This window comes from Bradyrhizobium sp. BR2003, assembly GCF_009720285.1.
Classification (GTDB): Bacteria; Pseudomonadota; Alphaproteobacteria; order Rhizobiales; family Xanthobacteraceae; genus Bradyrhizobium; species Bradyrhizobium elkanii.
Map to the genome: position 1 here is coordinate 49,036 of NZ_SMYJ01000024.1, position 23,755 is coordinate 72,790.

The 23,755-nt window shown below is 65.0% G+C and carries 22 protein-coding genes; 11 read left to right on the forward strand and 11 right to left on the reverse strand.

Annotated elements, in window-relative coordinates; translation table 11 throughout:
* Window positions 1-71: 71 nt before the first annotated feature.
* Together E2I15_RS16410 and E2I15_RS16415 are read left to right on the forward strand one after the other, a co-directional pair.
* On the forward strand, window positions 72-1,139 hold the full coding sequence (locus E2I15_RS16410) for a threonine aldolase family protein (protein WP_137483382.1): 1,068 nt from the start codon (window positions 72-74) through the stop codon (window positions 1,137-1,139).
* Between the two features lie 162 nt (window positions 1,140-1,301).
* Complete coding sequence (locus E2I15_RS16415; RefSeq protein ID WP_155262156.1) at window positions 1,302-2,336, forward strand: IS110 family RNA-guided transposase; 1,035 nt, start codon at window positions 1,302-1,304, stop codon at window positions 2,334-2,336.
* A 384-nt stretch (window positions 2,337-2,720) separates the two neighbouring features.
* Here the strand turns inward: E2I15_RS16415 and E2I15_RS16420 are convergent, their stop codons facing one another.
* From E2I15_RS16420 to grxD, 4 genes are all read right to left on the reverse strand, one after another.
* Window positions 2,721-3,983, reverse strand: coding sequence for a serine hydrolase domain-containing protein (locus tag E2I15_RS16420; RefSeq protein ID WP_170991609.1), 1,263 nt, complete (start codon window positions 3,981-3,983; stop codon window positions 2,721-2,723).
* Window positions 3,984-4,086: 103 nt separating this feature from the next.
* Window positions 4,087-5,370, reverse strand: a complete 1,284-nt coding sequence (locus tag E2I15_RS16425) for a serine hydrolase domain-containing protein (protein ID WP_155262428.1) — start codon at window positions 5,368-5,370, stop codon at window positions 4,087-4,089.
* Window positions 5,371-5,416: 46 nt separating this feature from the next.
* Window positions 5,417-5,971 carry an O-acetyl-ADP-ribose deacetylase gene (locus E2I15_RS16430; RefSeq protein WP_170991620.1) on the reverse strand — a complete coding sequence of 185 codons (555 nt, stop codon included), beginning with the start codon at window positions 5,969-5,971 and terminating at the stop codon, window positions 5,417-5,419.
* Window positions 5,968-6,300: a Grx4 family monothiol glutaredoxin gene (gene grxD / locus E2I15_RS16435; RefSeq protein ID WP_016843475.1), complete on the reverse strand. Its 333-nt coding sequence runs from the start codon at window positions 6,298-6,300 to the stop codon at window positions 5,968-5,970. Before grxD ends, E2I15_RS16430 begins: the two co-directional genes overlap by 4 nt.
* A 284-nt stretch (window positions 6,301-6,584) precedes the next feature.
* Here grxD and egtB point away from each other — a divergent pair, with 284 nt between their 5' ends.
* Genes egtB through E2I15_RS16450 form a run of 3 tightly spaced genes read left to right on the forward strand, consistent with a single transcriptional unit; the run spans window position 6,585 to window position 9,279 of the window.
* Entirely contained in the window at window positions 6,585-7,838 is a 1,254-nt protein-coding gene (gene egtB, locus E2I15_RS16440; protein ID WP_137480025.1) for an ergothioneine biosynthesis protein EgtB, read from the forward strand.
* 53 nt (window positions 7,839-7,891) lie between these two features.
* Entirely contained in the window at window positions 7,892-8,860 is a 969-nt protein-coding gene (gene egtD / locus E2I15_RS16445; RefSeq protein WP_137480026.1) for an L-histidine N(alpha)-methyltransferase, read from the forward strand.
* Window positions 8,861-8,883: 23 nt separating this feature from the next.
* Window positions 8,884-9,279, forward strand: a complete 396-nt coding sequence (locus E2I15_RS16450; RefSeq protein WP_137480027.1) for a DUF4345 domain-containing protein — start codon at window positions 8,884-8,886, stop codon at window positions 9,277-9,279.
* 9 nt (window positions 9,280-9,288) lie between these two features.
* Here E2I15_RS16450 and E2I15_RS16455 read toward each other — a convergent pair whose 3' ends face one another.
* Together E2I15_RS16455 and E2I15_RS16460 are read right to left on the reverse strand one after the other, a co-directional pair.
* Window positions 9,289-10,467 carry a low temperature requirement protein A gene (locus tag E2I15_RS16455; RefSeq protein ID WP_137480028.1) on the reverse strand — a complete coding sequence of 393 codons (1,179 nt, stop codon included), beginning with the start codon at window positions 10,465-10,467 and terminating at the stop codon, window positions 9,289-9,291.
* Between the two features lie 34 nt (window positions 10,468-10,501).
* On the reverse strand, window positions 10,502-10,738 hold the full coding sequence (locus E2I15_RS16460; RefSeq protein ID WP_016843470.1) for a BolA family protein: 237 nt from the start codon (window positions 10,736-10,738) through the stop codon (window positions 10,502-10,504).
* Window positions 10,739-10,924: 186 nt separating this feature from the next.
* On the opposite strand from E2I15_RS16460, the gene E2I15_RS16465 reads away from it, so the two are divergent.
* The gene (locus tag E2I15_RS16465; protein ID WP_016843469.1) at window positions 10,925-11,284 is read left to right on the forward strand and encodes a DUF427 domain-containing protein; all 360 of its coding nucleotides are present in this window, start codon (window positions 10,925-10,927) and stop codon (window positions 11,282-11,284) included.
* Between the two features lie 130 nt (window positions 11,285-11,414).
* On the opposite strand, the gene E2I15_RS16470 is transcribed toward E2I15_RS16465, so the two are convergent.
* Complete coding sequence (locus E2I15_RS16470; protein ID WP_024582607.1) at window positions 11,415-11,588, reverse strand: DUF1328 domain-containing protein; 174 nt, start codon at window positions 11,586-11,588, stop codon at window positions 11,415-11,417.
* A 187-nt stretch (window positions 11,589-11,775) separates the two neighbouring features.
* Here E2I15_RS16470 and E2I15_RS16475 point away from each other — a divergent pair, with 187 nt between their 5' ends.
* Complete coding sequence (locus E2I15_RS16475; protein ID WP_137480029.1) at window positions 11,776-12,960, forward strand: acyltransferase family protein; 1,185 nt, start codon at window positions 11,776-11,778, stop codon at window positions 12,958-12,960.
* Here E2I15_RS16475 and E2I15_RS16480 read toward each other — a convergent pair whose 3' ends face one another.
* Both E2I15_RS16480 and E2I15_RS16485 read right to left on the reverse strand, forming a co-directional pair.
* The gene (locus E2I15_RS16480) at window positions 12,961-16,041 is read right to left on the reverse strand and encodes an efflux RND transporter permease subunit (protein WP_137480030.1); all 3,081 of its coding nucleotides are present in this window, start codon (window positions 16,039-16,041) and stop codon (window positions 12,961-12,963) included.
* A gap of 28 nt (window positions 16,042-16,069) precedes the next feature.
* On the reverse strand, window positions 16,070-17,185 hold the full coding sequence (locus E2I15_RS16485; protein WP_137480031.1) for an efflux RND transporter periplasmic adaptor subunit: 1,116 nt from the start codon (window positions 17,183-17,185) through the stop codon (window positions 16,070-16,072).
* A 177-nt stretch (window positions 17,186-17,362) separates the two neighbouring features.
* Here E2I15_RS16485 and soxR point away from each other — a divergent pair, with 177 nt between their 5' ends.
* Complete coding sequence (gene soxR, locus E2I15_RS16490) at window positions 17,363-17,839, forward strand: redox-sensitive transcriptional activator SoxR (RefSeq protein WP_057018397.1); 477 nt, start codon at window positions 17,363-17,365, stop codon at window positions 17,837-17,839.
* Between the two features lie 107 nt (window positions 17,840-17,946).
* The gene (locus tag E2I15_RS16495; protein ID WP_016843463.1) at window positions 17,947-18,207 is read left to right on the forward strand and encodes a GlsB/YeaQ/YmgE family stress response membrane protein; all 261 of its coding nucleotides are present in this window, start codon (window positions 17,947-17,949) and stop codon (window positions 18,205-18,207) included.
* Between the two features lie 100 nt (window positions 18,208-18,307).
* Here E2I15_RS16495 and purL read toward each other — a convergent pair whose 3' ends face one another.
* A complete protein-coding gene (purL, locus tag E2I15_RS16500) occupies window positions 18,308-20,539 on the reverse strand; it encodes a phosphoribosylformylglycinamidine synthase subunit PurL (protein ID WP_137480032.1) in 2,232 nt (743 codons plus the stop codon).
* A 184-nt stretch (window positions 20,540-20,723) separates the two neighbouring features.
* Here purL and E2I15_RS16505 point away from each other — a divergent pair, with 184 nt between their 5' ends.
* Window positions 20,724-21,203 carry a PaaI family thioesterase gene (locus tag E2I15_RS16505; protein ID WP_057018395.1) on the forward strand — a complete coding sequence of 160 codons (480 nt, stop codon included), beginning with the start codon at window positions 20,724-20,726 and terminating at the stop codon, window positions 21,201-21,203.
* Window positions 21,204-21,372: 169 nt separating this feature from the next.
* Here the strand turns inward: E2I15_RS16505 and E2I15_RS39240 are convergent, their stop codons facing one another.
* Complete coding sequence (locus tag E2I15_RS39240) at window positions 21,373-21,627, reverse strand: hypothetical protein (RefSeq protein ID WP_246668184.1); 255 nt, start codon at window positions 21,625-21,627, stop codon at window positions 21,373-21,375.
* A 21-nt stretch (window positions 21,628-21,648) separates the two neighbouring features.
* Here E2I15_RS39240 and E2I15_RS16510 point away from each other — a divergent pair, with 21 nt between their 5' ends.
* On the forward strand, window positions 21,649-23,688 hold the full coding sequence (locus tag E2I15_RS16510) for an alkaline phosphatase family protein (RefSeq protein ID WP_246668185.1): 2,040 nt from the start codon (window positions 21,649-21,651) through the stop codon (window positions 23,686-23,688).
* The last annotated feature ends 67 nt before the right edge of the window (window positions 23,689-23,755 follow it).

The following is a 23,755-nucleotide window of genomic DNA, read 5'->3' on the forward strand; positions in this document are numbered from 1 at the left end:
CGAAAGGCCCCGGTTTTGCCGGGGCCTTTTTGTTTGGCTACAGTCAGGGCATATCGACCGAGAGAGAGATCATGCACTACACCCCTGCCCGGCCCGATCCCAAGGCCCCGCCCGTTCGCATCAACCTTCTGTCCGATACGCAGACCAGGCCGACTCCGGCGATGCGCGAGGCGATGGCGAAGGCGGAGGTCGGCGACGAGCAGGTCGGCGACGATCCGACCACCAACGAGCTCTGCGCCCGCGTCGCCGATCTGCTCGGCAAGGAGGCCGCCGTGTTCATGCCGTCGGGCACGATGTGCAACGTCGCGGCGACGCTGGCCTATTGCCGCCCCGGCGACGAGATCCTGGCGCATGCGACCGCGCATATCATCGCGCGCGAGGGCGGCGCCCATGCCGCGCTCGGCGGTTTCCAGATCACGCAGCTGCCGGGCGATGACGGCCAGTTCACGCCGGACACCTTCCAGGCCGCGCTGCATCCGCGCACCCGCTACCAGCCGCCGCAGGTGCTCGTCAGCGTCGAGCAGACCGCCAATATCGGCGGCGGCACGATCTGGGAGAAGGCGGCGCTCGACGAGATCGTGCGCATCGCCAAGACCCACGGCCTTGTCACCCACATGGACGGTGCGCGGCTGCTCAATGCGACCGTGGCGTCCGGCATTTCGCCGCGCGACATGACGGCGGGCTGGGATTCCGCCTGGATCGATTTCTCCAAGGGCCTTGGCGCGCCGATCGGCGGCGTGATCGCCGGCACCAGGGCGTTCATCGACGATGTCTGGCGCTGGAAGCAGCGGCTCGGCGGCTCGATGCGGCAGTCCGGCGTCTGCGCCGCGGCCTGCATCCATGCGCTCGATCACCATGTCGACCGCCTCGCCGACGACCACGCCAATGCGCGGGCGCTGGCGCGCGGCCTGTCGCAGATCAACGGCATCGCGGTACAGGCGCCGGAGACCAACCTCGTCTTCTTCAAGCCCGACGGCGCCGGGGTATCCGGCGACAAGATGGTCGCCGAGCTGCGCAAGCGCGGCGTGACGCTGGCGATGATGGACGGCCGGATCAGGGCCTGCACGCATCTCGACGTCACCGCGGCGATGATCGAGGAAGCGGTCGGGCACGTCAGGGACATCGTGCGCGCGGCGTAGATCCGTAGATGGGGTCACGGGCCGACGGATGGAGCCGGTCGCCGCTACGGCGCAATTGGACAGCGCGCTTGCGACCGGCTTGGCCGAGAGCGGTCGTCCCTCAAACTGATGGTGTCAACGGAGTCGGGCAAGACCCGCTCCAAGCATCATTAAGGGACGACCATGTATCACTATGCAGGAATCGACGTGTCTTTGGAATGCTCTACGATTTGCGTTGTTGATGGCGCGGGCAAGATTTTGCGGGAGGCGAAGGTTGCCAGCGAGCCGGCGGCCCTGATCGCCTGGTTCCGATCGCTGGGCGTGAGCCTCGAGCGGATCGGGCTGGAAGCAGGACCGCTGTCGCAATGGCTCTATGGGGCGCTGCGTGATGCGGGCCTTGCGGTGGAATTGTTGGAGACGCGGCATGTCCGCGACGCCTTCAAGGCGATGCCGGTGAAGTCGGACCGCAATGATGCCCGCGGCATCGCCCAGCTGATGCGGCTGGGCTGGTTCCGGCCGGTGCACTGCAAGTCGATCGAAGCACAGGAGACCCGCGCGATCCTGACGGCGCGCAAGCTGCTGCAGTCGAAACTGCGCGATGTCGAGAACAGCGTGCGCGGCGTGCTGCGAGGCTTTGGCCTGAAGGTAGGCAAGACCACCGAGCGCAGCTTCGCCGGCCGCATCAGGGAGCTCGTCGCCGGCCATCCCGGGCTTGAACTGGTGGCGAAGGCGCTGCTCGAGGCCCATGCCGTGGTGCTGCGCGAGTTCAATGGTCTGGATAAACACACCCAGAAGCTCGCCAGATCGCATCCTCCAGCCCGACTTCTCATGACCACGCCGGCAGTCGGCCCGATCGTGGCTCTCACCTATGCCGCGGCGATCGATGATCCGACCAGGTTCCGCTCATCGAAGGCAACCGGCGCGCATTTTGGGCTGACCCCGAAGAAGTACCAATCAGGACAAACTGACTACAGCGGTCGCATCAGCAAGATCGGCGATGCTTCGGTCCGCGAAGCGCTATACCAGGCCGCTCATGTCATGCTGACCAAACCGCTCAAGGGCTGCTCGGCTCTGAAGAGCTGGGCGATGCGGATCGCCAGGCGCGCAGGCATGAGCAAGGCCAAGGTGGCCCTGGCGCGCAAGCTTGCCGTGATCCTGCATCGCATGCTCACCGACGCAAAACCGTTCAATCCGATGGCCAAGGGTGCCGTCATCTAAGCAAGAAGCATCAGCCGAATCCGGGCGGGCCACAACACCAGGCCTTCCCTGAGCGAAGTCCCTTGCCGGGACGACGGATCCGGTCAGGCCGCCATCCGGGAAGTTGGCTCACAACCACGCTTCCGTAGATTGGCCGGCCGGCTCCTCTCATGCACCCCATCAGGCGACGGCCATCGCGCGCCGATCCCGTACAGAAGCAAGTGCCCGGCAAGCGGATGACGCAAAAAGGGATTGACTAACCCAGGCCCGTGACAGAAGCCCGGATGCAGCCAACGGGTCGCGCGAACGCGCACTCGATGACAGGCTCCGCGAAATCCGGGAGGATCCGCGGGGAACACCGCCCCGGATTGCGTTGCGCTGCATCCGGGCTACGCAACTAGAAGTCTACCGTCCCATCGCCTGGTAGATCAGCGTCTTCAGCTCCTGCTGGATCCGGCCGCGCTGCGACGGCGTCTGCACCATGAAGATTCCGAACAGATCGTCCGCGGGATCGATGAAGAAGAAGGTGCCGCCGACACCATCCCAGCGATACTCGCCCAGCGGCCAGCCTGTGTTCGCCGGCACCGAAGTGCGGACCGCGAAGCCGAGGCCGAAGCCGGAGTTCGGACCGGGATAGTAGTTCTGCTCGCGCACGACGCCGGTCTCCGGACCAATATGGTCCCTCGCCATCAGCGCGATGGTCTCCGGTTTCAGATAGCGCCTGCCCTCATAGCTGCCGCCATTCAGCAGCATCTGCGAGAAGCGCGCATAGTCGCCGATGGTGCCGACCATGCCGCCACCGCCGGATTCCCATCGCAGCGGCTTGCGCGGGTTGCGGACGTCGGCGACCGGACTGATGGTGCGATCCTTCGGCATCGGCTCGGCGATCAGCGGCCATTTCGCCCGATCGGCGACATAGAACGCGGTCTCGTTCATCCCGAGCGGGCCGAGCAGCCGCTCCTTCTCGACCTGAAACAGCGATTTCCCTGTGATCACCTCGATGATGCGGCCGAGCACATCGGTGGAATGGCCGTAGTCCCATTGCGCGCCGGGTTGTTCGGCGAGCGGCAGCGACGTGAGCCGCGCCACGAATTCGGCATTGTCGGGATCGTTGTTGAACAGGCCGGCATCGGCGTAGGTCTTGTTCACGATACCACCGCCGTAATAGCCGTAAGGCAGGCCGGCGGTGTGGCGCATCAGGTCTTCGATGGTGATGGGGCGCCTCAGCGGCTCCAGCGTCATCGCCATCTTGCCCTCATCGCCGCGCTTTTCCACCCCGACCTTCATGTCGGCAAAGGCCGGGATGTATTTCGACACCGGATCGCCGAGGGCGAGCTTGCCTTCCTCGACCAGCATCATCGCGATGACCGTGGTGATCGGCTTCGACATCGAATAGAGGCGGAAGATGGTATCGGCGCTCATCGAGAACTCGGTGGCGACGTCGCGAACCCCGAACTTCTCGTAGTAGACCGGCTTGCCATGCTGCTGCAGCAGCAGGATCGCGCCCGGGATCTTTCCGGTCGCGACCTCGTTCCGGACATAGTCGGAAACCTTGGCGAGGCCCTCCGCCGAGAAGCTGTGCGCGGCCGGCCCCGCGGAGCCGGCCTTCGCAACTGTTGCGACCAACGCGAGCGCGAGTGACGCGACGAGCGCGCGGCCCCCACGCATGCAAGCGCACGAGCCGATCCGCCTGAATCGGATCATGCCGTCATTCCCTTCTTTTCAACACGTTGCTTCACGCGAACCGGTATCCACTTCGCTCGAAAACGCTCTAGTTTTCCATGGCTTCATAAACGAGCTGCTTCAGCGTCCGCTGGATGCGCTGACGCTCGGTCGGCGTCTGCTCCAGCAGAACGAAGAAGAAGTCCTGCTTGCGGTCGATGACATAATAGCAGCCGCTGGCGCCGTCCCATTTCAGCTCGCCGAGATCGCCGGGCGGCGGCGGCTTCGCCGTGCCGGGATCGGTGCGCACCGCGATGCCAAGCCCGAAGCCGAAGCCGTCGCCGGGGAAGTAGAAAAAGTCGCGCTCGACGCCGGAGCCCGGCCCGACGCGGTCGGTCGTCAGCTCCTTGAACGTCTCCGGCTTCAGGATGGTCTTGCCGTCGAAGGTGCCGCCGTTGAGCAGCATCTGCGCGAAGCGCGAATAATCCGCCATGGTCGAGACCATGCCGCCGCTGGCTGACTCCCATTTCTTGACCTTGGTCGGATCGTTGACCCGGCCGACCCGGAAGTCGCTGTCGTTCGGCATCGGCTCGGCCATCAGCTTCTGCTTCTCGGGATCGGTGACGAAGAAGCCGGTGTCCTTCATGCCGAGCGGGCCGAGCAGCCTTTCGTGCTCGATCGTCGAGAGCTTCTCGCCGGTGGCCACCTCCATCACGCGCGCCAGAATGTCGGTGGAATGGCCGTATTGCCAGAGCGCGCCGGGCTGGTTGTGCAGCGGCAGCTTGGCGATCCGCTCGGCGAATTCGGCGAGGTCGAAATCTCCGCCGTAGATATTGGCTTCCTTATAGGCCTTGCGGACCAGGCTGTCGCCATAGAAGCCGTAAGTGATACCCGACGTATGCGTCATCAGGTCGAGGATCGTGATCGGCCGCTTTGGCGGCACCAGCTCGAGCGTCTTGGTGCCGTCCTCGGCCTTCTTCTCGACGCCGACCTTCACGTTGGCAAAGGACGGAATGTACTTGGAGACGGGATCGTCGAGCTTGTATTTCCCCTCCTCCAACAGCTGCATCGACACCACGGCGGTGATCGACTTGGACATCGAAGCCAGCCGGAAGATGGTCTTGTCCGTGATCGGCACCTTGCTGACCACATCCTGCACGCCGAAGGCCTCGTGATACACCGGCTTGCCGTGCTGCTGGATCAGGACGATGGCGCCGGGAATCTTTCCGGTCGCGACCTCGTTCTTGAAGAACTCGCTGATCTTGGCGAGCTTGGCGGGATTGAAATGCGCGCCCGCCGGAATCTCGTAGGTGCCCTCGGTGTGCGAGAACGCCGGCGCAGCCAGCACCACCGCTGCGGCTGCGGCGGCGCACGTCAAACGAAATGAATGCATTTGAACTATCCCTCCCCGGAAATCACGGGGAAGTGTAGCGGCGGTATCATCGGGCACAAGGGCTGCCAAATGCCTCCAGGACCGTCTGATGAAGCTGGCCGCTTTGGGGCGAGAAGCAGCAAAAGATCACCTGCGTGAGGCCGGGTGCGGCGGCCAGGGCATCGACGACGGCCTTGACCGCGATGCCGGCGGCGCGGTCCGGCGGGAAGTGATAGACGCCGGTCGAGATGGCGGGAAATGCAATGGAGCCAAGCTGATTGACGTGGCACAGCTCGATACCGCGACGATAGCAGGATGCGAGCAGCGCATCCTCGCTCTGGGTGCCGCCGTGCCAGATCGGGCCGACGGCGTGGATCACGTACTTGGCCGGGAGCCGATAGCCTTTCGTGACCTTGGCGTCGCCGGTCTCACAGCCGTGCAGGGCGCGGCACTCGGCGAGCAGCTCGGGGCCCGCGGCACGATGGATCGCGCCGTCGACGCCGCCGCCACCGAGCAGCGATGAATTAGCCGCGTTGACGATGGCGTCAACGCGCAGGGTCGTGATGTCGGTAACGATGACTTCGAGCCGCGCCTTGCCGATCTGGCGCGCCGTCAAGGTCAGGCAGCCACGTCGACCGGGATGCCCTTATCGGCAAACAGCTGCTGCAATTCGCCGGCCTGGAACATCTCGCGGATGATGTCGCAACCGCCGACGAACTCGCCCTTCACATAGAGCTGCGGAATCGTCGGCCAGTTCGAATAGACCTTGATGCCGTTGCGCAGCTCGGCGGATTCGAGAACGTTGAGGCCTTTGTAGCCGACGCCGATGTGGTCGAGGATCTGCACGACCTGACCGGAAAACCCGCACTGCGGGAATTGCGGCGTGCCCTTCATGAACAGCACGACGTCGTTCGACTTCACTTCGTTGTCGATGAATTGCTCGATGCTCATTTTCGCTTCCTTCGGGGGCGGCGCTCTCAGGCCTTAACGCGGCCGGCCCGCCCTTCTAACCCGTGACTGACTATATATGTAGCTCAAACCATTGTGCATCCAAAGCAAAATGGCGGAAATCTGGCATGCGCCGGGCACCCAAAAGGGGCCGAGATTATCTGACGGCCCCAATATCATCGCGGGGGGAGGCTTTTTTCCCGTAACGGAGCCCCTATCTAGGACGAACTGTCCGTCGGGAACCAGTTTGCCGAAGCAACGTTCTCTCCCTTGAATCGGAGACCCCTGTGACGAAACCAGCCTCTGCCGCGGCCGCCGTTCCCGCCGCCTCCCCGTCACTGTCCTCCGAATCCGGGCCGCTCGCCCAGCGGCTCGTGGAGGCCTATCGCGCCGTCCGCGACGAGACCGAGCGGCGGGCCGCACCGCTGTCGCCCGAAGACCAGCTGATCCAATCGATGCCAGATGCGAGCCCCGCCAAATGGCACCGCGCCCATACCACCTGGTTCTTCGAGCAGTTTCTGCTCGGCGAGCACGTCAAGGGCTATACGCTATTCCATTCGGACTACGCTTATCTGTTCAATTCCTATTACGTCAGCGCCGGTCCGCGGCACGCCCGTCACCAGCGCGGCCATCTGACCCGCCCGACCGCCGACGACGTCACCGCCTACCGCCGCCATGTCGACGCCGAGGTGGTGAAATTCTTCCAGATAGCCGGAGCCGACAAGCTCGAGGCGCTGGTGCCGCTGGTCGAGGTCGGCCTCAATCACGAGCAGCAGCATCAGGAGCTGATGTACACCGACATCCTGCATGCCTTCGCGCAGAACCCGATCCCGCCGGCCTACGATCCGACGTGGCGCTTCCCGGCGTCGCATCGCGGGCCTGAGGAATGGGTGACGCTCAACGAAGGCATCCACACCGTCGGCCACGCCGACGACAGCTTCCATTTCGACAACGAGAAGCCCGCGCATCGCGCGCTGATCGGCCCGGTCAAGCTCGCGAAGAACCTCGTCACCAATGCCGACTGGCTCGCCTTCATGAAGGACGGCGGCTATTCCACCGCCACGCTGTGGCTGATGGATGGCTTCGGCACCGTGAGCAACGAGGGCTGGCAGGCACCCGGCCACTGGCGCGAGATCGACGGCGAATGGAGGATCATGACGCTGGGCGGCCTGCAGCCGATCGATCCGTCAGCGCCGGTTTGCCACGTCAGCTATTACGAGGCCGACGCCTTCGCCCGCTGGGCCGGCAAGCACCTGCCGACCGAGATGGAATGGGAGGTCGCCGCGCGCGCCGGCCTGCTCAACGACGCCTATGGCATCGTCTGGCAATGGACCCGCAGCTCCTATTCGCCCTACCCGGGCTACCGCGCGATCGAAGGCGCGCTTGGTGAGTACAACGGCAAGTTCATGGTCAACCAGCTCGTGCTGCGTGGCTCGTCGCTGGCGACGCCCGCAGGTCACAGCCGTGTCACCTACCGCAACTTCTTCTATCCGCACCATCGCTGGCAATTCACGGGGTTACGCCTCGCCGACTATGCCTGATCAAGCACTGTCGACATCAATGGCGCGCCGGTAAGCGCGTTCGGGAGAGTATCATGAATGTGCATGCCGCCGCTTTGGCCAAAGCGTATCCGTTCGACGAAGCGACATCAGTGTTCGCCGGCGACGTGATCGGCGATCTCGCCCGTCACCCGAAGCGGCTGTCGCCGAAATATTTCTACGACGCCACCGGCTCCGAGCTGTTCGAGCAGATCACGGTGCTGCCGGAATATTATCCGACGCGCACCGAGCTTGGCATCCTGCACGACCGCGGCGACGAGATCGCCGCGATCATCCCTGACGGCGCGGCGCTGGTCGAGTTCGGCGCCGGCGCGACCACCAAGGTGCGCCTGTTGCTCGAGCATTGCGAATTCGCAGCCTACGTGCCGGTCGATATCTCGGGCGATTTCCTCAAAGCCCAGGCCGACGGGTTGCGGAAGGATTTCCCCGGTCTCGGCATCTACCCGGTCGCGGCCGATTTCACCACGCCGTTCACGCTGCCCGAAGCCGTCGCCGCGATGCCGAAGGTCGGCTTCTTCCCCGGCTCGACGCTCGGCAATTTCGAGCCGAGCGAGGCCTTGGCCTTCCTGCGCAGCGCGCGCAATATCCTAGGCCACGGCGCGCAGATGATCATCGGCGTCGACCTCGAGAAGGACGAGCGCGTGCTGTACGACGCCTATAACGACGCGGCCGGCGTCACCGCGCGGTTCAACCTCAATGTGCTGGTTCGCATCAACCGCGAGCTCGGCGGCAATTTCGATCTGTCGGGCTTCACGCACCGCTCGATCTACAACCGCGACCGCCATCGCATCGAGATGCACCTGATCAGCCGCAAGGCGCAGACCGTGCGCATCCTCGGCAATACCTTCGCGTTCCGGCCCGGCGAGAGCATTCACACCGAGAACAGCTACAAGTACTCGCTCGAGCGTTTCACCGCGCTCGCCCGCAGCGGGGGCTGGACGGTGCGCGAGAGCTGGACCGACGCCAACACGATGTTCTCGGTGCACGCGCTGGTCGCGGACTAGCACTCAAACCAAGGGGACGGGGCATGGGCCGGCGTGCGCTGCAGATCGCAACGGCCTTGCTCGCCCTGGTCCCGATCCTCACCGGCATCATCACCATGCTCGGCGTCAGCGATCCGCTCTACGCCTCCTCGGGCGTTCCGGCGCTGCCGGTGCTCGACAGCAATCTGCGCTTCTTCGGCGGGGTCTGGCTCGGTCCCGGCCTCGCGCTGCTCTGGCTGGTGCCGCGCATCGAGAGCGAAGGCGTGCTGTTTCGGGTGGTATGGGGCGGCATCTTCCTCGGCGGCATCGGCAGACTGCTGTCGATGGTGATGGTCGGCTTGCCGCCGCTGCCCTTCGTGGGCTTCACCGCGCTCGAAGTGATCGGCGCACCACTGTTCGTCTATTGGCAGCACCTGGTCGCAAAGGCCGGCCGCAAGTAACGGCGGCCGCTATTCCTCCCCCGTCGACCGCAGCGAGATCGACTCCCACGCCGCGACCACGATCATGATCGCGGTGGTAACGATCGAGAGTACCAGCGGCGATATCTCGCGCGCGAAATAGGCCGTGATCGCCAGCGCGACGATGCCGACGCCGTGCGACAGCTGCAGGAAGTTGCGGATCACATATTTGAACAGGATGGTCCCGACCAGGAACAGCATGGGCCCGCCGATCGAGCTGACGATCGTCTTCAGATCGGAATGGCCGGACGGGTGCTTCAGCACCAGTTCGTCGGCGACCGCGGTGAGGATGATGCCGCCGACGATCGGCATGTGCAGATAGGTATAGGCGATCCGCGCCACGCGGCCGGATTCCTCGGACTTGGAGATCATGTCCGAGCCGGCCTCGGCGCCCTTGTGGAAATAGATCCACCACATCGCGATGCTGCCGACCAGCGCCGAGATGAACGCCGCCATGTTCTCCGGCGTCCAGGTCAGCTCGGCAAAGGTTGCGCCGTCGACCACGATGGCCTCGCCGAGCGCGATGATGACGAACAGGGAGCAGCGCTCGGCCATGTGGCCGCCCTCGACCGACCACGCCTCGATCGAGGAAAAGCCGAGCCCCGGGGTCCAGAACCGCGCGGCCGGCGCGATATATTCGATGGTCAGCGCCGCGATCCAGAACCACATCCGCGTCTCGTGCTCGGCGAAGCCGCCGAGAATCCACAGCACGGCCGAGCAGGAGAGCCAGGTCAGGATGCGGATCGCGTTGTGGCGCACCGCCGTCCGGCGCCGCGGCGTCGCCAGCAGCCAGAACGCGGTGCGGCCGATCTGCATCGCCGCATAGGTCCCGGCGAACCACAGCCCACGGCCCTCGAAGGCGGTCGGAATCGAGGTCGACAGCAACAGCCCGCCCAGCATCAGGACGAACAGCAGCAGGCGGACCGGCGTCAGCTCGGGATTGAGCCAGTTGGTGACCCAGGTGGTGAACACCCACACCCACCACACCGCGAGGAACAGCAGCGTGACCTGCACCGCGCCAAGCGGGGTGAAGTGGTGCAGCAGCGTATGCGACAGCTGCGTGACGGCGAAGACGAAGACGAGGTCGAAGAACAGCTCGGCATTGGTGACGCGGCTGTGCTGGTTCGGCACGATGACACGAAACATCGCACCGCGTGGATTGTCCACCATCGCTCGAGGCCCCCGCCCGCTGGCCGCCGGGACCCTAGCCTTCCGGCACGCCGGTCTGCAGGGCCAGCGCGTGCAGCACGCCGCCCATCTGGCCCTTCAGCGACTGGTAGACGATCTGGTGCTGCTGGACGCGGGACTTGCCGCGGAAGGACTCGGAAATAACAGTGGCCGCGTAGTGGTCGCCGTCGCCGGCCAGATCGCGGATCGTCACCTCGGCATCGGGGATCGCTGCCTTGATCATCGATTCGATATCACGGGCGTCCATCGGCATCCCAGTCCACCTCCGTCAGGTCGTTCGAATCAGGCCGACTCGGCCAGATAAACCTAAGGATAAAACCTAGCGCTTGGGGTCTTCTAGGTCATCCCGGGCACACTATATTCCCATTCCCAGCGATTTAAACCTGCATCAATCGGTCACAAGCCATCACGCCGAAATGACCAGAAGAGGCGCAGAACCATGAAGCTCCCCGGCCCCGACCATCCGATCACGATCACGCCCAATGCCAAGCGCGTCCGCGTCACCGCCGACGGCGTCGTGATCGCCGAGACTACCCATGCGCTGACCTTAAAGGAAGCGAGCTATCCGGCCGTGCAATATGTCCCCCGGCAGGACGCCAACATGGAGCTGTTGACCCGCACCGAGCGGACCACGCATTGCCCGTACAAGGGGGATGCGAGCTACTTCAGCATCAAGGCCAACGGCAAGACGCTGGACAACGCGATCTGGACCTATGAGGAGCCCTTTCCGGCCATGACCGAGATCGCCGGCCACCTCGCCTTCTATCCGGACAAGGTCAAGATCGAGGAAGTCGCCTAGGGGAATCGTCGCCTGCCGCAAGCGCCGGGTGTCGCGCCCGGCCTTCCGTCGCGCGCTGACCTAGCCTGCAAAACGGCAATGCCCGGGCGAGGCCGCGGCATGACGTCGGGAGCGTTCGGGCCGATCCCGACTATACCCTGAATATCGTGAGCCCGAGGATCAGGAGCACCAGGAAGATCACGACGAAGACATAGAACAGAAAGCGGGCGATGTCGGCGGAGGCGGCGGAAATGCCGGTGAAGCCAAGCAAACCCGCGATGATCGATACAACAAGGAAGATCAGCGCCCATTTCAGAATTGTCATTGCTCGCACCTCATAGCCGCGCGTGTCCGCCAGGTCGGACGAGAACGCGCGCACCCGACCGCAGTTCCAAAAACGAAACAGCTTCGCCGAGATGACCGACCTCGATTCTCCCCCATCCGGCCGATTGGGCCTTGCTGAATCAGGTTCCCGATTGCAACATCAGGCTGCAGACCCGGCTGGTGGCACCATGAAATCGATTGCTCACGCGGCTCCGGCCGTCGACGTCCAGACAGCACCGAAGCTCCACAAGCGCAATGTCGCGCTGGACCGCGCGCGCACTTTCCTGACGCTGGTCGTGCTGCTGCACCACGCGGTGATCCCCTACACCTATTTCGGGCACACCGACCCGACATCGTGGATCGGTTTCGACTGCGTGGTGCTCGCCACCGACAGCTTCTTCATGGCGATGTTCTTCTTCCTGTCGGGACTGTTCGTCTGGCCCGGACTCGGCCGCAAGTCGTGGCCGATCTTCCTGCGCGATCGGCTGCTGCGGCTCGGCCTGCCGTTCGTGATTTGCGCGTTCACCGTGATTCCCATCGCCTATTACGCGATCGCGCTGCGCGCGACGCCGGAGCTGAGCTTCTCCGAGTTCTGGCGGAGAACCATGACATTCGGGCCATGGCCGAGCGGCCCGATCTGGTTCGTCTATGTCCTGATGGCCTTCGACCTGACGGCGAGCCTGCTATACCGGGTGTCGCCGCATCTGCTCGACCCGATCAACCGTCTCTCGATCAAGGGATTTGAGCGTCCCTCGAAATTCTGGCTGTTCCTCGTTGTCGTCAGCGCCGCCGTCTACCTGCCGATGCTTGTCCATTACGGCCAGAACTACTGGTTCGAGCTCGGACCGTTTTCGGTGCAGGCGAGCCGCGTGCTGCTGTATGCCGCCTATTTCTTCATTGGCGCCGGCATCGGCGCGGCGAACCTCGAGGGTGGCGTGCTCAGCGCGCACGGACGGCTGACCGAACGGCGCTGGTTCTGGACCGGCATCACGCTGATCCCCTACTGCCTGATGTGGGTGATGATCTACATCAAGCGCATGATCATCGGTAACCCCGATCCGCTGCCCGGCTGGTATCTCGCCATCTACGGCAGCTTCTACGTGCTGTTCAGCGCCTCGATCCTGTTCGCGATCCTGGCCTATTTCCTGCAATCGAAATCGTCGGGCCCGACGCTGCTCGACCGCATGCAGGGCGACGCCTACGGCATGTTCCTGGTGCACTATCCGATCGTGCTGTGGCTGCAATACTGGCTGTTCGATATGGAGCTGCCGGCGTTCGCCAAGGCCGCGATCGCCTTCTTCGCCACCGTGGCGCTGAGCTGGGCGGTCACAGCCGTGCTGCGCAAGATTCCCGGCTCGAAATACGTGCTCTAATCACGCCGCAATCTCGCCCCTCGCCGCGACGCTTTCGAGCCGCGGGGCGGCCGCCGCGCGATGGTCGCGCGCGATCAGGATGTAGAAGGTCGGCAGCACGAACAGCGTGAACAGCGTGCCGATCAGCATGCCCATCACCACCACGATGCCGATGGCGAAGCGGCTCGCCGCGCCGGCGCCGTCGGCATACAGCAGCGGCGCGAGGCCCGCGACCATTGCGGCTGTCGTCATCAGCACCGGCCGCATCCGCACCGCGGCCGCCTTCTGGATCGCGGCGATCCGGTCGAGCCCTTCATGATGCTGGATCTCGTTGGCGAAGCTCACCATCAGGATGCCGTGCTTGGAGATCAGCCCGATCAGGGTGACGAGGCCGATCTGAGTGTAGATGTTCAGCGTGGTGAAGCCGAAATACAGCGGCAGCAGCGCGCCGCAAACCGCGAGCGGCACCGTGACCATGATCACCAGCGGATCGCGAAAACTTTCGAACTGCGCCGCCAGCACCAGGAAGATCACGATCAGCGCCATGCCGAAGGTGACGATCAGGCGGTTGCCCTCCTGCACATATTGCCGGCTGTCCGACAGCCAGTCGACAGTCATGCCCGGCGACAGCTTCTGCGCCTGCATGAACGACACCGCCTGCCCCATGGTCACGCCGGGCTTCAGCACCGCCGAGATCGTCGCCGCGTTCATCTGATTGAACTGCGGCAGCCGGTTCGGCTCCGGCTTGACGTTGACCTTGATCACCGTCGACAGCGGGAACATCTGCCCCGAACTCGAGCGGACGTTGAAGTTTCCGAGCCCTTCGGGTGTGACCCGGTCGGCCTGGCGCACCTGCGGGATCACCTCGTAGGAGCGTTCGAAGAAATTGAAGCGGTTGACATAGTTCTCGCCGACCAGCACCGCGAGCGTGTCGGCGATGGTCTGCATGCTGACCCCGGCCTCGGCCGCCTTGGCATGATCGATGGTGATCCGCGCGGTCGGGCTGTCGAAGGCAAGATCGCTGTCGACGAAGGCGAACAGCCCGCTCTTCCATGCAGCCTGCTTCAGCGTCTCGACCTCCTGGTAGATGGTGGCGAAATCGCCGGCCGAGCGCACCACCATCTGGAACGGCAGGCCGCCGGTCGCCGCCGGCAGCGCGGCCGGCTGGAACGGCGTCACGCTGGCGCCGAGCACGCCGTAGGACATGCCGTAGAGCTGGTTCTGGATGTCGTTGGCCGAGCGCTTGCGCTTGTCCCAATCGGTCAGGGTGATGCCGCCGAAGGCGTGGTTCTGCCCGTCGGTACCGTTGATGAACCAACTCGCGTGGTATTCGGGAAACGAGCGAAACAGCTGGTCGATCTGGTCAGAGGAGCGCGTGGTGTAGTCGACGCTGGCATATTGCGGCGCGCGAAGCACCGTGAACACATAGCCCTGGTCCTCGGAGGGCGCGAGCTCGCGCTGGCTGCCGAGGAACAGCACCAGGATCGCCGCTAGCACGCTGAATGCCAACAGCAGCACTGCGGCGCGCATCTTGAGCGTCGCGGCCAGCAGCCGGCCGTAGCCGCGCGACAGCCTTGAGAACTGATGCTCGACGAAGCGGGCAAACCGGCCGTGCGAGGTGGCTTCGCCGAGCAGCTGCGCGCTCATCATCGGCGACAAGGTCAGGGCGATGACGCCCGAGACCACCACCGAGCCCGCCAGCGTAAAGGCGAATTCGCGGAACAGGCTGCCGGTCAGGCCGCCCATCAGGCCGATCGGCGCATAGACCGCGGCGAGCGTGATCGTCATCGCGATCACGGGACCGATGATCTCGCGTGCGCCAATCAGGGCCGCGTCGCCGGGGCTCCGTCCTTCCTCGATGTGGCGATGAATGTTCTCCACGACCACGATGGCGTCGTCGACCACCAGCCCGATCGCCAGCACCATCGCGAGCAAGGTCAGGAGATTGATCGAGAAGCCGAGCGCCAGCATCATCGCGGCGGTGCCGACCAGCGACAGCGGCACGGTGACCACGGGGATCAGCACGGAGCGGAACGAGCCCAGGAACAACAGGATCACCACCACCACGATCGCGATCGCCTCGGCCAGCGAATGCTGCACCTCCGATATCGAGGCCTTGACGAAGTGCACGATGTTGAAGACGTCGGCGACCTTCAAACCGGGCGGTGCCACACGGTTGAGGTCCTCAATCACCTTGGCGGTGGCGGCGACGATCTCCAGGGGGTTGCCGTCGGGGGTCGGCTGCACCGCGATGTAGACGGTGGGCCTGCCGCTGTCGCGCGCATTGGAATCGTAATTCTCGCCGCCGATCTCGAGCGCCGCGACGTCGCCGAGCCGCACCAGGCCTCCGCCGCCGGCGCTGGTCTTGATCACCATCTTGCGGAAATCGTCGAGATTGCGCAGATCGGTCGCCGCCGTGATGTTGGTGACGGTCATCTCGCCGCGCAATCGCCCGGGCGCGGCCTGCACGTTGTTGGAGCGCAGCGCGGCGGAAATATCGGCCGCGGTCAAGCCGCGCGCCGCGAGCTTGAACGGATCGATCCACACCCGCATCGCCAGCGACGAGCCGCCCGAGGTGTCGGCCGACGCCACGCCGGGCACCGAGGTGAGCAGCGGCTGCGCCACGCGGGTGGCGAAGTCGGTGATCTGCGCCGGCGTCAGCGTGTCGCTGGTGAAGGCGATGTACTGCACCGCCGACGCGCCGTCGGTGATCTTGGTGATGACAGGGTCGAACACGCCGGCCGGCATCCGGTACTTGACCTGCTGCACCTTGGCGAGCACCTCGGTCATGGCGCGGTCAGCATTGGCGTTGAGCACCAGCTTGGCCTTGATCTGGCTGAGGCCGAGCGTCGAGTTCGAGGTCATGTACTCGATGCCGTTGGCGGTCGCGATCGACTGCGCGATCACAGACGTCACAAAGCCCTGCATGACGTCCTGGGTCGCGCCGGGAAACGAGACGTCGACCTGGATGGTGGCGCTCTCCATGCTGGGATATTGCCGCACCGGCAGCGAGACCATGGCCGCGGCGCCGATCAGGAGGATCAGCAGGCTGACGACCGTCGCAAGGATCGGCCGGCGGATGAAGATGTCGGTGAAATGCATGATGATTCCTCGGGCGCCGCGCGCGGGGCTAGCGTCCCTTCTCCGGCGTCTGCGCCATGGTCGTCTGGACGGCCGCGCCCGGCATGACGCGGAGCTGGCCCGCGGTGACGATGTGATCGCCTGGTGCAAGCCCCTGCTCCACCACGACGCGCTCGCCGATCCGTTGCCCGGTCTTGACGGCGACGCCGACCGCCTTGTTGTCGCGCACGACAAGCACGCTCTCGCCGGATGCGCTGGTCTGGATCGCGGTGACCGGCACCACGATGGCGTCCGGCTGCGGCGGCAGCACGACGTCCACCATCACGAAGAGGCCCGGCCGCAGCAGCCGGTCGGGATTGGAAAACAGGGCTTGCACGAGGACATTGCGGGTGTCCTCGGCGACCTGCGGCTCGATGGCGTTGATCTTTGCCTCGAACACCCGATCGGGGAAAGCATCGGTACGGATCGTCACCGCGCCTCCCACCTTCAGATTTGACAGGCGCTGCTGCGGAACGGTGAAATTGGCATAAAGCTGGTCGAGCGCGGTCAGCGTCGCGAGCGCATCGCCGGCATTGACGTATTGGCCGAGATTGACCTTGCGCAGGCCGATCTGGCCCGCGAACGGCGCGCGGATCGTCATCTGCGCGATCTGCGCATCGAGCTGGTCGAGCGAGGCGTCGGCCTGCTTCAGATCTTCCTGCCGCTGCTGCAGCGTCTCCTGGGTCACGAAGCCGGACGGCGCCAGCCCCTGCGAACGCTTCTCCTGCAGCTGCGCAAAGCGTCCCTTGGAGACCGCGACCGCGCGCGCCGCGCGCAGCGGCGCGTCATAAAGCTGCACCAGCGGCGCGCCCTCGGCGACATCGGTGCCGGCATCGAAATTGATCGCGGTGACGCGGCCGGCCACCTCCGGCGCCAGAATCACCTGCCGTACCGCCTGCAGCGAGCCGATCGCCTCGATCGACCGCGGCAAGGTTTCGGCCCGCACCACCATCGCCGCCACCGGTGTCGGCGGCGCTTCGGCGGTGGCCTTGGCCGAGGCGCTGGATCCGCCGGCGCGCCATGCAAACAAGCCGGCCGCGGCACAGACGAGCAACAGAACGGTGATGCCGAACGGCTTGGCACGAAGCCCGAGCCAGCGGCGCGACGAAAATGATGCGGACGGCATATCGCTTCCAAGAACGAACCCCGGCGTGTCGGCCGGAAGCTTGCCCCTGCAAGCCCGCAACTGATATAGAACCTCAAGTATGGTTGAGGTCAAGGCTGGCAGCTTGCAAGACTTCTAATGCAAGGCTTCCAATGCACGACTTCCAGTGCAGGACTTCCAATCCGGGATTGCTGGTCAATGACGCTTGCGCAGGAGCTTTCAGTCGGCGAAGTCGCGCGGCGCAGCGGGCTTGCCGTCTCCACCCTTCACTTCTACGAGAGCAAGGGGCTGATCGCGAGCCGGCGCACCGGCGGCAACCAGCGCCGCTACATGCGCGGCGTGCTGCGGCGGATCGCGGTGATCAGGATCGCGCAGCGCGCCGGAATCCCGCTGGAAGAGATCAGGCAGACCTTCGCCGCGATACCGCTCGATCGCGCGCCGACCGTGCGCGAGTGGGAGCGCGCGATGCGCGCCTGGACCGAGACGCTGGAGCAGCGCATCAACGATCTCACCGACCTCCGCGACAAGCTGTTCAACTGCATCGGTTGCGGCTGCCTGTCGGTGACCGATTGCCCGCTGCGCAATTGCGACGACAAGCTCGGCGCCCAGGGGCCGGGCCCGCGCATCCTGATCACCGCGGCCGAACGCCGGGCGCGGCGCAAGCGGCGGGGCTGACGGCATTTTCGCGGCCGACAAGTTGCGCACAACCTGCCTTTGGTCACATGCCGCCAGATGATTCTCGGGTATGCTGGCCGGACTGCTTGACCCTAGGGAGTCCTGAGATGAACGACCCACAAGTTGGATGGATCGCCGCCATCATCGTCGGCGGACTGGCGGGCTGGCTCGCCGAGATGTTCATGAAGTCGGGAACCGGCATCTTCATGAACATCATCCTCGGCATCGTCGGCGCCGCGCTGGCGAACTGGCTGTTGGGTCTGCTCGGCGTATCGCTCGGCGGAGGCTGGCTCAGCTATCTCGTCGCCGGCTTCATCGGCGCCTGCATCATCATCTTTGCCTGGCGCGCGGTCCGCGGCGCGACGTAAGGCCTGATCCGGATCATGCCCGGAAAAGAAATAGCGCGATGAAGGGTTCATCGCGCCATTGAGATCTTTGCTATGCGCCGCAGCGCCTGATCCATTCGGATCAGGCGGCAGTGCCGCGCATATAGTTCGGCAGCCAGTGCTCGAAGGCGCGCGACAGGCTCTCGATCGATACCTGCGCCTCGCCGGCGACGGCGATGGCATCTCCGCCGGTCGTGCCGATGCGCGCGCAGGGCACGCCGGCACCCTTCATCTTGGCCAGCACCAGGCCTGCGTCGGCGGCCGGCACGGTGACGATGTAACGGGCCTGATCCTCGCCGTACCAATAGGCATGCGGCACGATCGAGGACGGCGCGGCCAGGAGCTGCGCGCCGATGCCGCTTGCGATCGCCATCTCGGCGAGCGCGATCAAAAGACCGCCGTCGGAGACGTCGTGCACCGCGGTCGCGGTGCCGGCATGGATCATGCCGCGCACCACGTCGCCATTGCGCTTCTCGGCAGCGAGATCGACCGGCGGCGGAGCGCCCTCCTCGCGGCCGCAGACGTCGCGCAGATAGACCGACTGGCCGAGCCAGCCCTGCGTGTCGCCAACCAGGAGAATCGCCTCGCCCGCCGCCTTGAATGCCAGGGTCGCGGACTTGGTGAAGTCGTCGAGCAGGCCGACGCCGCCGATCGAAGGCGTCGGCAGGATGCCGCGGCCGTTGGTCTCGTTGTAGAGCGAGACGTTGCCGGACACGACCGGGAAATCCAGCGTGCGGCAGGCCTCCGAAATGCCCTTCAGGCAGCCGACGAACTGGCCCATGATCTCGGGCCGTTCAGGATTGCCGAAGTTGAGATTGTCGGTGATCGCGAGCGGCCGGCCGCCGACCGCGGTGATGTTGCGCCAGGCTTCGGCGACCGCCTGCTTGCCGCCCTCGAACGGATCGGCCTCGCAATAGCGCGGCGTGACGTCGACGGTGAGCGCAAGGCCTTTCGGCCCGTCCTCGACCCGAACCACCGCGGCATCGCCGCCGGGGCGCTGCATGGTATTGCCCAGGATGACGTGGTCGTACTGCTCCCACACCCAGCGCTTCGAGCACAGCTCGGGCGTGCCGATCAGCTTTTCCAGCGCGTCCGCGATGCCGACCGGCGGCGTGACGTCCTGCCCGCGGATCACCGGCAGCGCATTCGAGGCGACGTGCGGACGGTCATAGACCGGCGCCTCGTCGCCGAGCTCCTTGATCGGCAGATCGGCCATCACGTCGCCGGCATGCTTGACGACGAAGCGCTTGGTCGGCGTGGTGTAGCCGACGATCGCGAAATCGAGCCCCCATTTGCGGAAGATCGCCTCGGCCTCTTTTTCCTTCTCGGGCTTGAGCACCATGAGCATGCGCTCCTGGCTCTCCGAGAGCATCATCTCGTAGGCGCTCATGCCGGTCTCGCGGGTCGGCACCGCGCTGAGGTCGAGCTCGACGCCGAGATCGCCCTTGGCGCCCATCTCGACGGCCGAGCAGGTCAGGCCCGCCGCGCCCATGTCCTGGATCGCGATCACGCAACCCTTTTCCATGATCTCGAGGCAGGCTTCCAGCAAGAGCTTCTCGGCGAAGGGATCGCCGACCTGCACGGTCGGCCGCTTCTCCTCGGAGGCGTCGTCGAATTCGGCCGAGGCCATCGAGGCGCCATGAATGCCGTCTCGCCCGGTCTTGGAGCCGAGATAGACGATCGGCATGTTCACGCCGGAGGCCGCCGCGTAGAAGATCTTGTCGGCGTCGGCGAGGCCGACCGCCATCGCGTTGACCAGGATGTTGCCGTCGTAACGGGTGTGGAAGCGAACCTGGCCGCCGACCGTCGGCACGCCGAACGAATTGCCGTAGCCGCCGACGCCCGCGACCACGCCGGACACCAGATGCCGGGTCTTGGGGTGCTCGGGCGCGCCGAAGCTCAGTGCGTTCAGGCAGGCGATCGGCCGCGCGCCCATGGTGAAGACGTCGCGCAGGATGCCGCCGACGCCGGTGGTCGCGCCCTGGTAGGGCTCTATGTAGCTCGGGTGGTTGTGGCTCTCCATCTTGAAGACCACGGCCTGCCCGTCGCCGATGTCGATCACGCCGGCATTCTCGCCGGGACCCTGGATCACCCAAGGGGCCTTGGTCGGCAGCCCGCGCAGATGGATGCGCGACGACTTGTACGAGCAATGCTCGTTCCACATCGCCGAGAAGATGCCGAGCTCGGTGAAGGTCGGAACCCGCCCGATCAGCTTGAGGATGCGCTCGTACTCGTCCGGCTTCAGCCCGTGGGCGGCGACGAGTTCGGGGGTGATTTGGGGCTCGTTCCTGGGGTCGTTCTTGGGCGCGTTCATGGGACCCTTAATAGGTATATCGAACGGGGGCGAAAAGGCCTTTTAGGGCCCATTTCCGGCCTGTCCAGAGCTTTGCGGCAGCTGGCCGCGGCCCGGGATTTGCACTTGGATTTACATCCGGATTTGCACAACGGGGATGGATCGGATTTAAGGACCCGAACCCGATAATTGAAGGCCATATTTCGTGAACGAGCTCGCCAAAACCGCATTCAACCGCCGCCCCGACCTGCACGTCGAAACCGAGGGCGAATTCGCCGGCTGGCGAACCTGGACCCGGGACAATTTCGAGACCCATACCGGTCCGTTTTACCACCGCATGGACGAGAACGGCCGCATCACCTGCGCGTTCCGGGTCGGCAAGAAGCACCTCAACGGCTCCGGCAACGTCCATGGCGGCTGCTTCATGACCTTCGCCGATTACTGCCTGTTCGCGCTCGCCGGCTCGGTCCTCCAGGGCCCGGGCGTCACGGTGTCGTTCGCCTCGGAATTCCTCGATGCCGCCCGCGAGGGCGACCTGATCGAGTGCACCGGCGAGGTCACCCGCGCCGGCATGTCGCTGATCTTCGTGCGGGGCATGCTGACATCGGCGGAGCGGCCGCTGTTCACCTTCTCCGGCACCATCAAGCGGGTGAAGCGCAGAGCGCCGGCGCAGGCAACGGCGTAAAGGTCGTGGCAGCTGTGGACACACGCCGTCATCCAGCCGTTACATCGGCACAAATTTGAATCGAAAGCGCGGCCCTAGCGCGTTGTGTTCACGCGCGTTCTTCGCGTGAGGCAATACGAACTGCCGTTGTGACGCATCGACGCACTGTCGTTGCGTCGTCGCGCGCGCGTCACATGCCCGTCAGCCAAGCCCCCGAAGATTGCTCGACGTTTCCGTTTGTGCGTTCGCGCAGCGAAATTGGGGCATTCTCATGAAATTGAAGACGTTCGTTTCCGTGACGACGGCGATGTCGCTTGTCGCATCGCTGGCGTGGACTGCAACTCCGGCGCGCGCCGGTCAAGACGGCGATAATGGTGTTCGCGGCGTTGACGATGCTCGCGGTCACGATGCCGATCAGGATCAGGACCATGACGGTGGTCATCATGGCCGCAAGCCGCGTGTAGTGATGATCTCGCTCGACGGTGCCAAGCCAGATTTCATCCAGAAGTTCATCGAGGAAGGCGTACTGCCGCGCGACGGCGGCCTCGCCCGGCTCAGCCGGCGCGGCGCGGTGGCGTTGCAGAACGTCACGGCGTCACCGTCGCTCACCGCGGTGTCGCATATCGCGATCGCGACCGGTTCGACGGCGGTCCACAACGACATCCCCTCGAATACGTTCGAGCCGATCGTCGGGCCGATCTCCGGCAGCATCAGCGGCTTTGCGGCGCCGATCGGCGGCTACAGCGAGAACCCGCTCGGGCCATCGCCGCATCCGACGGCGGTGCCGTTGTGGGTGCAGTTGCGCCAGCAGGGCAAGAAGGTCGTCACGGCGACCTGGCCCGGCGGCGACGGCGCCGACATCTCCATCAACAAGACCGTGGTGCAGCCGGCCCAGCCGACCCGCATCACCGACTTCACAGTCCCGTTCGGCGCGTTCGGCGGCATCGGGGCTCAGGGCTTCTCGCTGTCGCGAGGCGACTTCACGGCCGACCCGAGCATCGTGGCCGCGCTGCAGGCTGCCGGCCATTTCTCGTTCAGCCCGGTGCTGGTGACCTCGGCACCGATCGAGACGTTCTCCTGCTCCGCCGCGGCAACCGCGACCTGCACCAACCCCTCGACGCTCGACGTGAAATATTCGATCCGCGTGGCCGCGATCGACACCACCAACGATCGCAAGGTGAACTACGACACGCTGGTGTTCTTCGATGCTATCAGAGGCATCACCGCAGGCCCGTTCCACGCGCCGTCGACCGGGCCGGCCTATGTCAAGTTTGGCAGCGAGAACGCACCGTTCTTTTTTGAAGGCAGCGGGGCGAAGGTTGGTGCCGCGTACTTCGTCTCTGCGCTGTCTCCCGATCTCTCGGTGGTGCGCTTCGCCCGCTACGGCGCCAACTACATCCCGCGCAACACGCCCGTTCTCGCCGACGTCGACGACATCAACAACAACATCGGGTTCTGGCGTCCGCAGGCCGACTTCCGCATTCCGGAGCGGCTGAGCCCGGGCTTCACCAATTTCCCCGACGTCGAGATCGAGACGATGTACGAGGACATGGTGAAGACCTTCGTGCGCTACCAGGCCAATATCGCCGAGCGCGCGATCAAGACGCATCCGGACGCCGACCTCGTCATGGTCTATATCGAGCAGCCCGACGGCTCCGAGCACCAGTTCCTGCTGACCGATCCCCGCCAGGGCACCAACCCGACCGACCCGAATTCGATCGGCGCCAACCAGGATGCTGCCAAGGTCAAGCGCTACGCGTCCTACATCCGTTTCGCCTACCAGACAGCCGACAGAGCGGTGAAGCAGATTGCCGATGCGGCGGGCCGCGACAGCAACGTGATCGTGGTGTCGGACCACGGCTTCGCGCCGTTCCACACCTCGGTCAATCTCACCAACATCCTGCGCAACGCCGGGATCGACACCAGCAAGGTCGGGATCCGCACGTCCGGCCCCGCCGCCGACATCTACGTCAACCTGCAGAACCGCGAGCTCGGCGGCACCGTCGATCTCGCGACCTACCGCACACTGGTGGCGCAGATCACCGACGCGGTGAAGAACGCGGTCGACCCCAACGCCCGCTTCAACTACTCACTCAAGGACCAGCGCATCTTCACTGTCGTCGAGACCCGGCCGCTGCAATGCGACGCCGGAACCGGACAATGCATCAGCAAGACCATCGGCCAGGACTATGGCGACGTGTTCGCGCTGATGGCGCCCGGCTACAATTTCGACGGCATCCAGAACCCCGGCGTCGCGCGCCAGGGCGACGCGCCGTTCAACGCGGCAACCACCATGCTGTCGATGCCGAACTTCTATGGCGCCCACGGTCACGACCCCGAGCTTCCGGTGATGAGCGCGACGTTCATCGCCGCGGGGCCGCAAATCCGCAAGGACACCGTGGTGCGGCACATGCGCAATATCGACGTGGCGCCGACCATCATGCGGATCCTCGGCTCGGCACCGCAGCAGGTCGACGGCGAGGTGCTGGGCCAGGTCCTGCGCTAGCGCATGGTCCGGCATTTCAGGCGAAGCTCACGCGATGGACGTCGGAGCGGCGTCCATCGTTCTGCAA

Coding starts and splice junctions, on each gene's coding strand:
- E2I15_RS16480 (WP_137480030.1), bottom strand. CDS start 16,041: ATGCATTTCACCGACATCTTCATCCGCCGGCCGATCCTTGCGACGGTC.
- E2I15_RS16450 (WP_137480027.1), top strand. CDS start 8,884: ATGGGCCGGCGTGCGCTGCAGATCGCAACGGCCTTGCTCGCCCTGGTC.
- egtD (WP_137480026.1), top strand. CDS start 7,892: ATGAATGTGCATGCCGCCGCTTTGGCCAAAGCGTATCCGTTCGACGAA.
- E2I15_RS39240 (WP_246668184.1), bottom strand. CDS start 21,627: ATGATGACCACCGTCATGGTCCTGATCCTGATCGGCATCGTGACCGCG.
- E2I15_RS16495 (WP_016843463.1), top strand. CDS start 17,947: ATGAACGACCCACAAGTTGGATGGATCGCCGCCATCATCGTCGGCGGA.
- E2I15_RS16425 (WP_155262428.1), bottom strand. CDS start 5,370: ATGCATTCATTTCGTTTGACGTGCGCCGCCGCAGCCGCAGCGGTGGTG.
- E2I15_RS16460 (WP_016843470.1), bottom strand. CDS start 10,738: ATGCCGATGGACGCCCGTGATATCGAATCGATGATCAAGGCAGCGATC.
- E2I15_RS16455 (WP_137480028.1), bottom strand. CDS start 10,467: ATGGTGGACAATCCACGCGGTGCGATGTTTCGTGTCATCGTGCCGAAC.
- E2I15_RS16410 (WP_137483382.1), top strand. CDS start 72: ATGCACTACACCCCTGCCCGGCCCGATCCCAAGGCCCCGCCCGTTCGC.
- grxD (WP_016843475.1), bottom strand. CDS start 6,300: ATGAGCATCGAGCAATTCATCGACAACGAAGTGAAGTCGAACGACGTC.
- E2I15_RS16485 (WP_137480031.1), bottom strand. CDS start 17,185: ATGCCGTCCGCATCATTTTCGTCGCGCCGCTGGCTCGGGCTTCGTGCC.
- E2I15_RS16475 (WP_137480029.1), top strand. CDS start 11,776: ATGAAATCGATTGCTCACGCGGCTCCGGCCGTCGACGTCCAGACAGCA.
- E2I15_RS16470 (WP_024582607.1), bottom strand. CDS start 11,588: ATGACAATTCTGAAATGGGCGCTGATCTTCCTTGTTGTATCGATCATC.
- E2I15_RS16420 (WP_170991609.1), bottom strand. CDS start 3,983: ATGCGTGGGGGCCGCGCGCTCGTCGCGTCACTCGCGCTCGCGTTGGTC.
- E2I15_RS16510 (WP_246668185.1), top strand. CDS start 21,649: ATGATCTCGCTCGACGGTGCCAAGCCAGATTTCATCCAGAAGTTCATC.
- soxR (WP_057018397.1), top strand. CDS start 17,363: ATGACGCTTGCGCAGGAGCTTTCAGTCGGCGAAGTCGCGCGGCGCAGC.
- E2I15_RS16415 (WP_155262156.1), top strand. CDS start 1,302: ATGTATCACTATGCAGGAATCGACGTGTCTTTGGAATGCTCTACGATT.
- purL (WP_137480032.1), bottom strand. CDS start 20,539: ATGAACGCGCCCAAGAACGACCCCAGGAACGAGCCCCAAATCACCCCC.
- E2I15_RS16465 (WP_016843469.1), top strand. CDS start 10,925: ATGAAGCTCCCCGGCCCCGACCATCCGATCACGATCACGCCCAATGCC.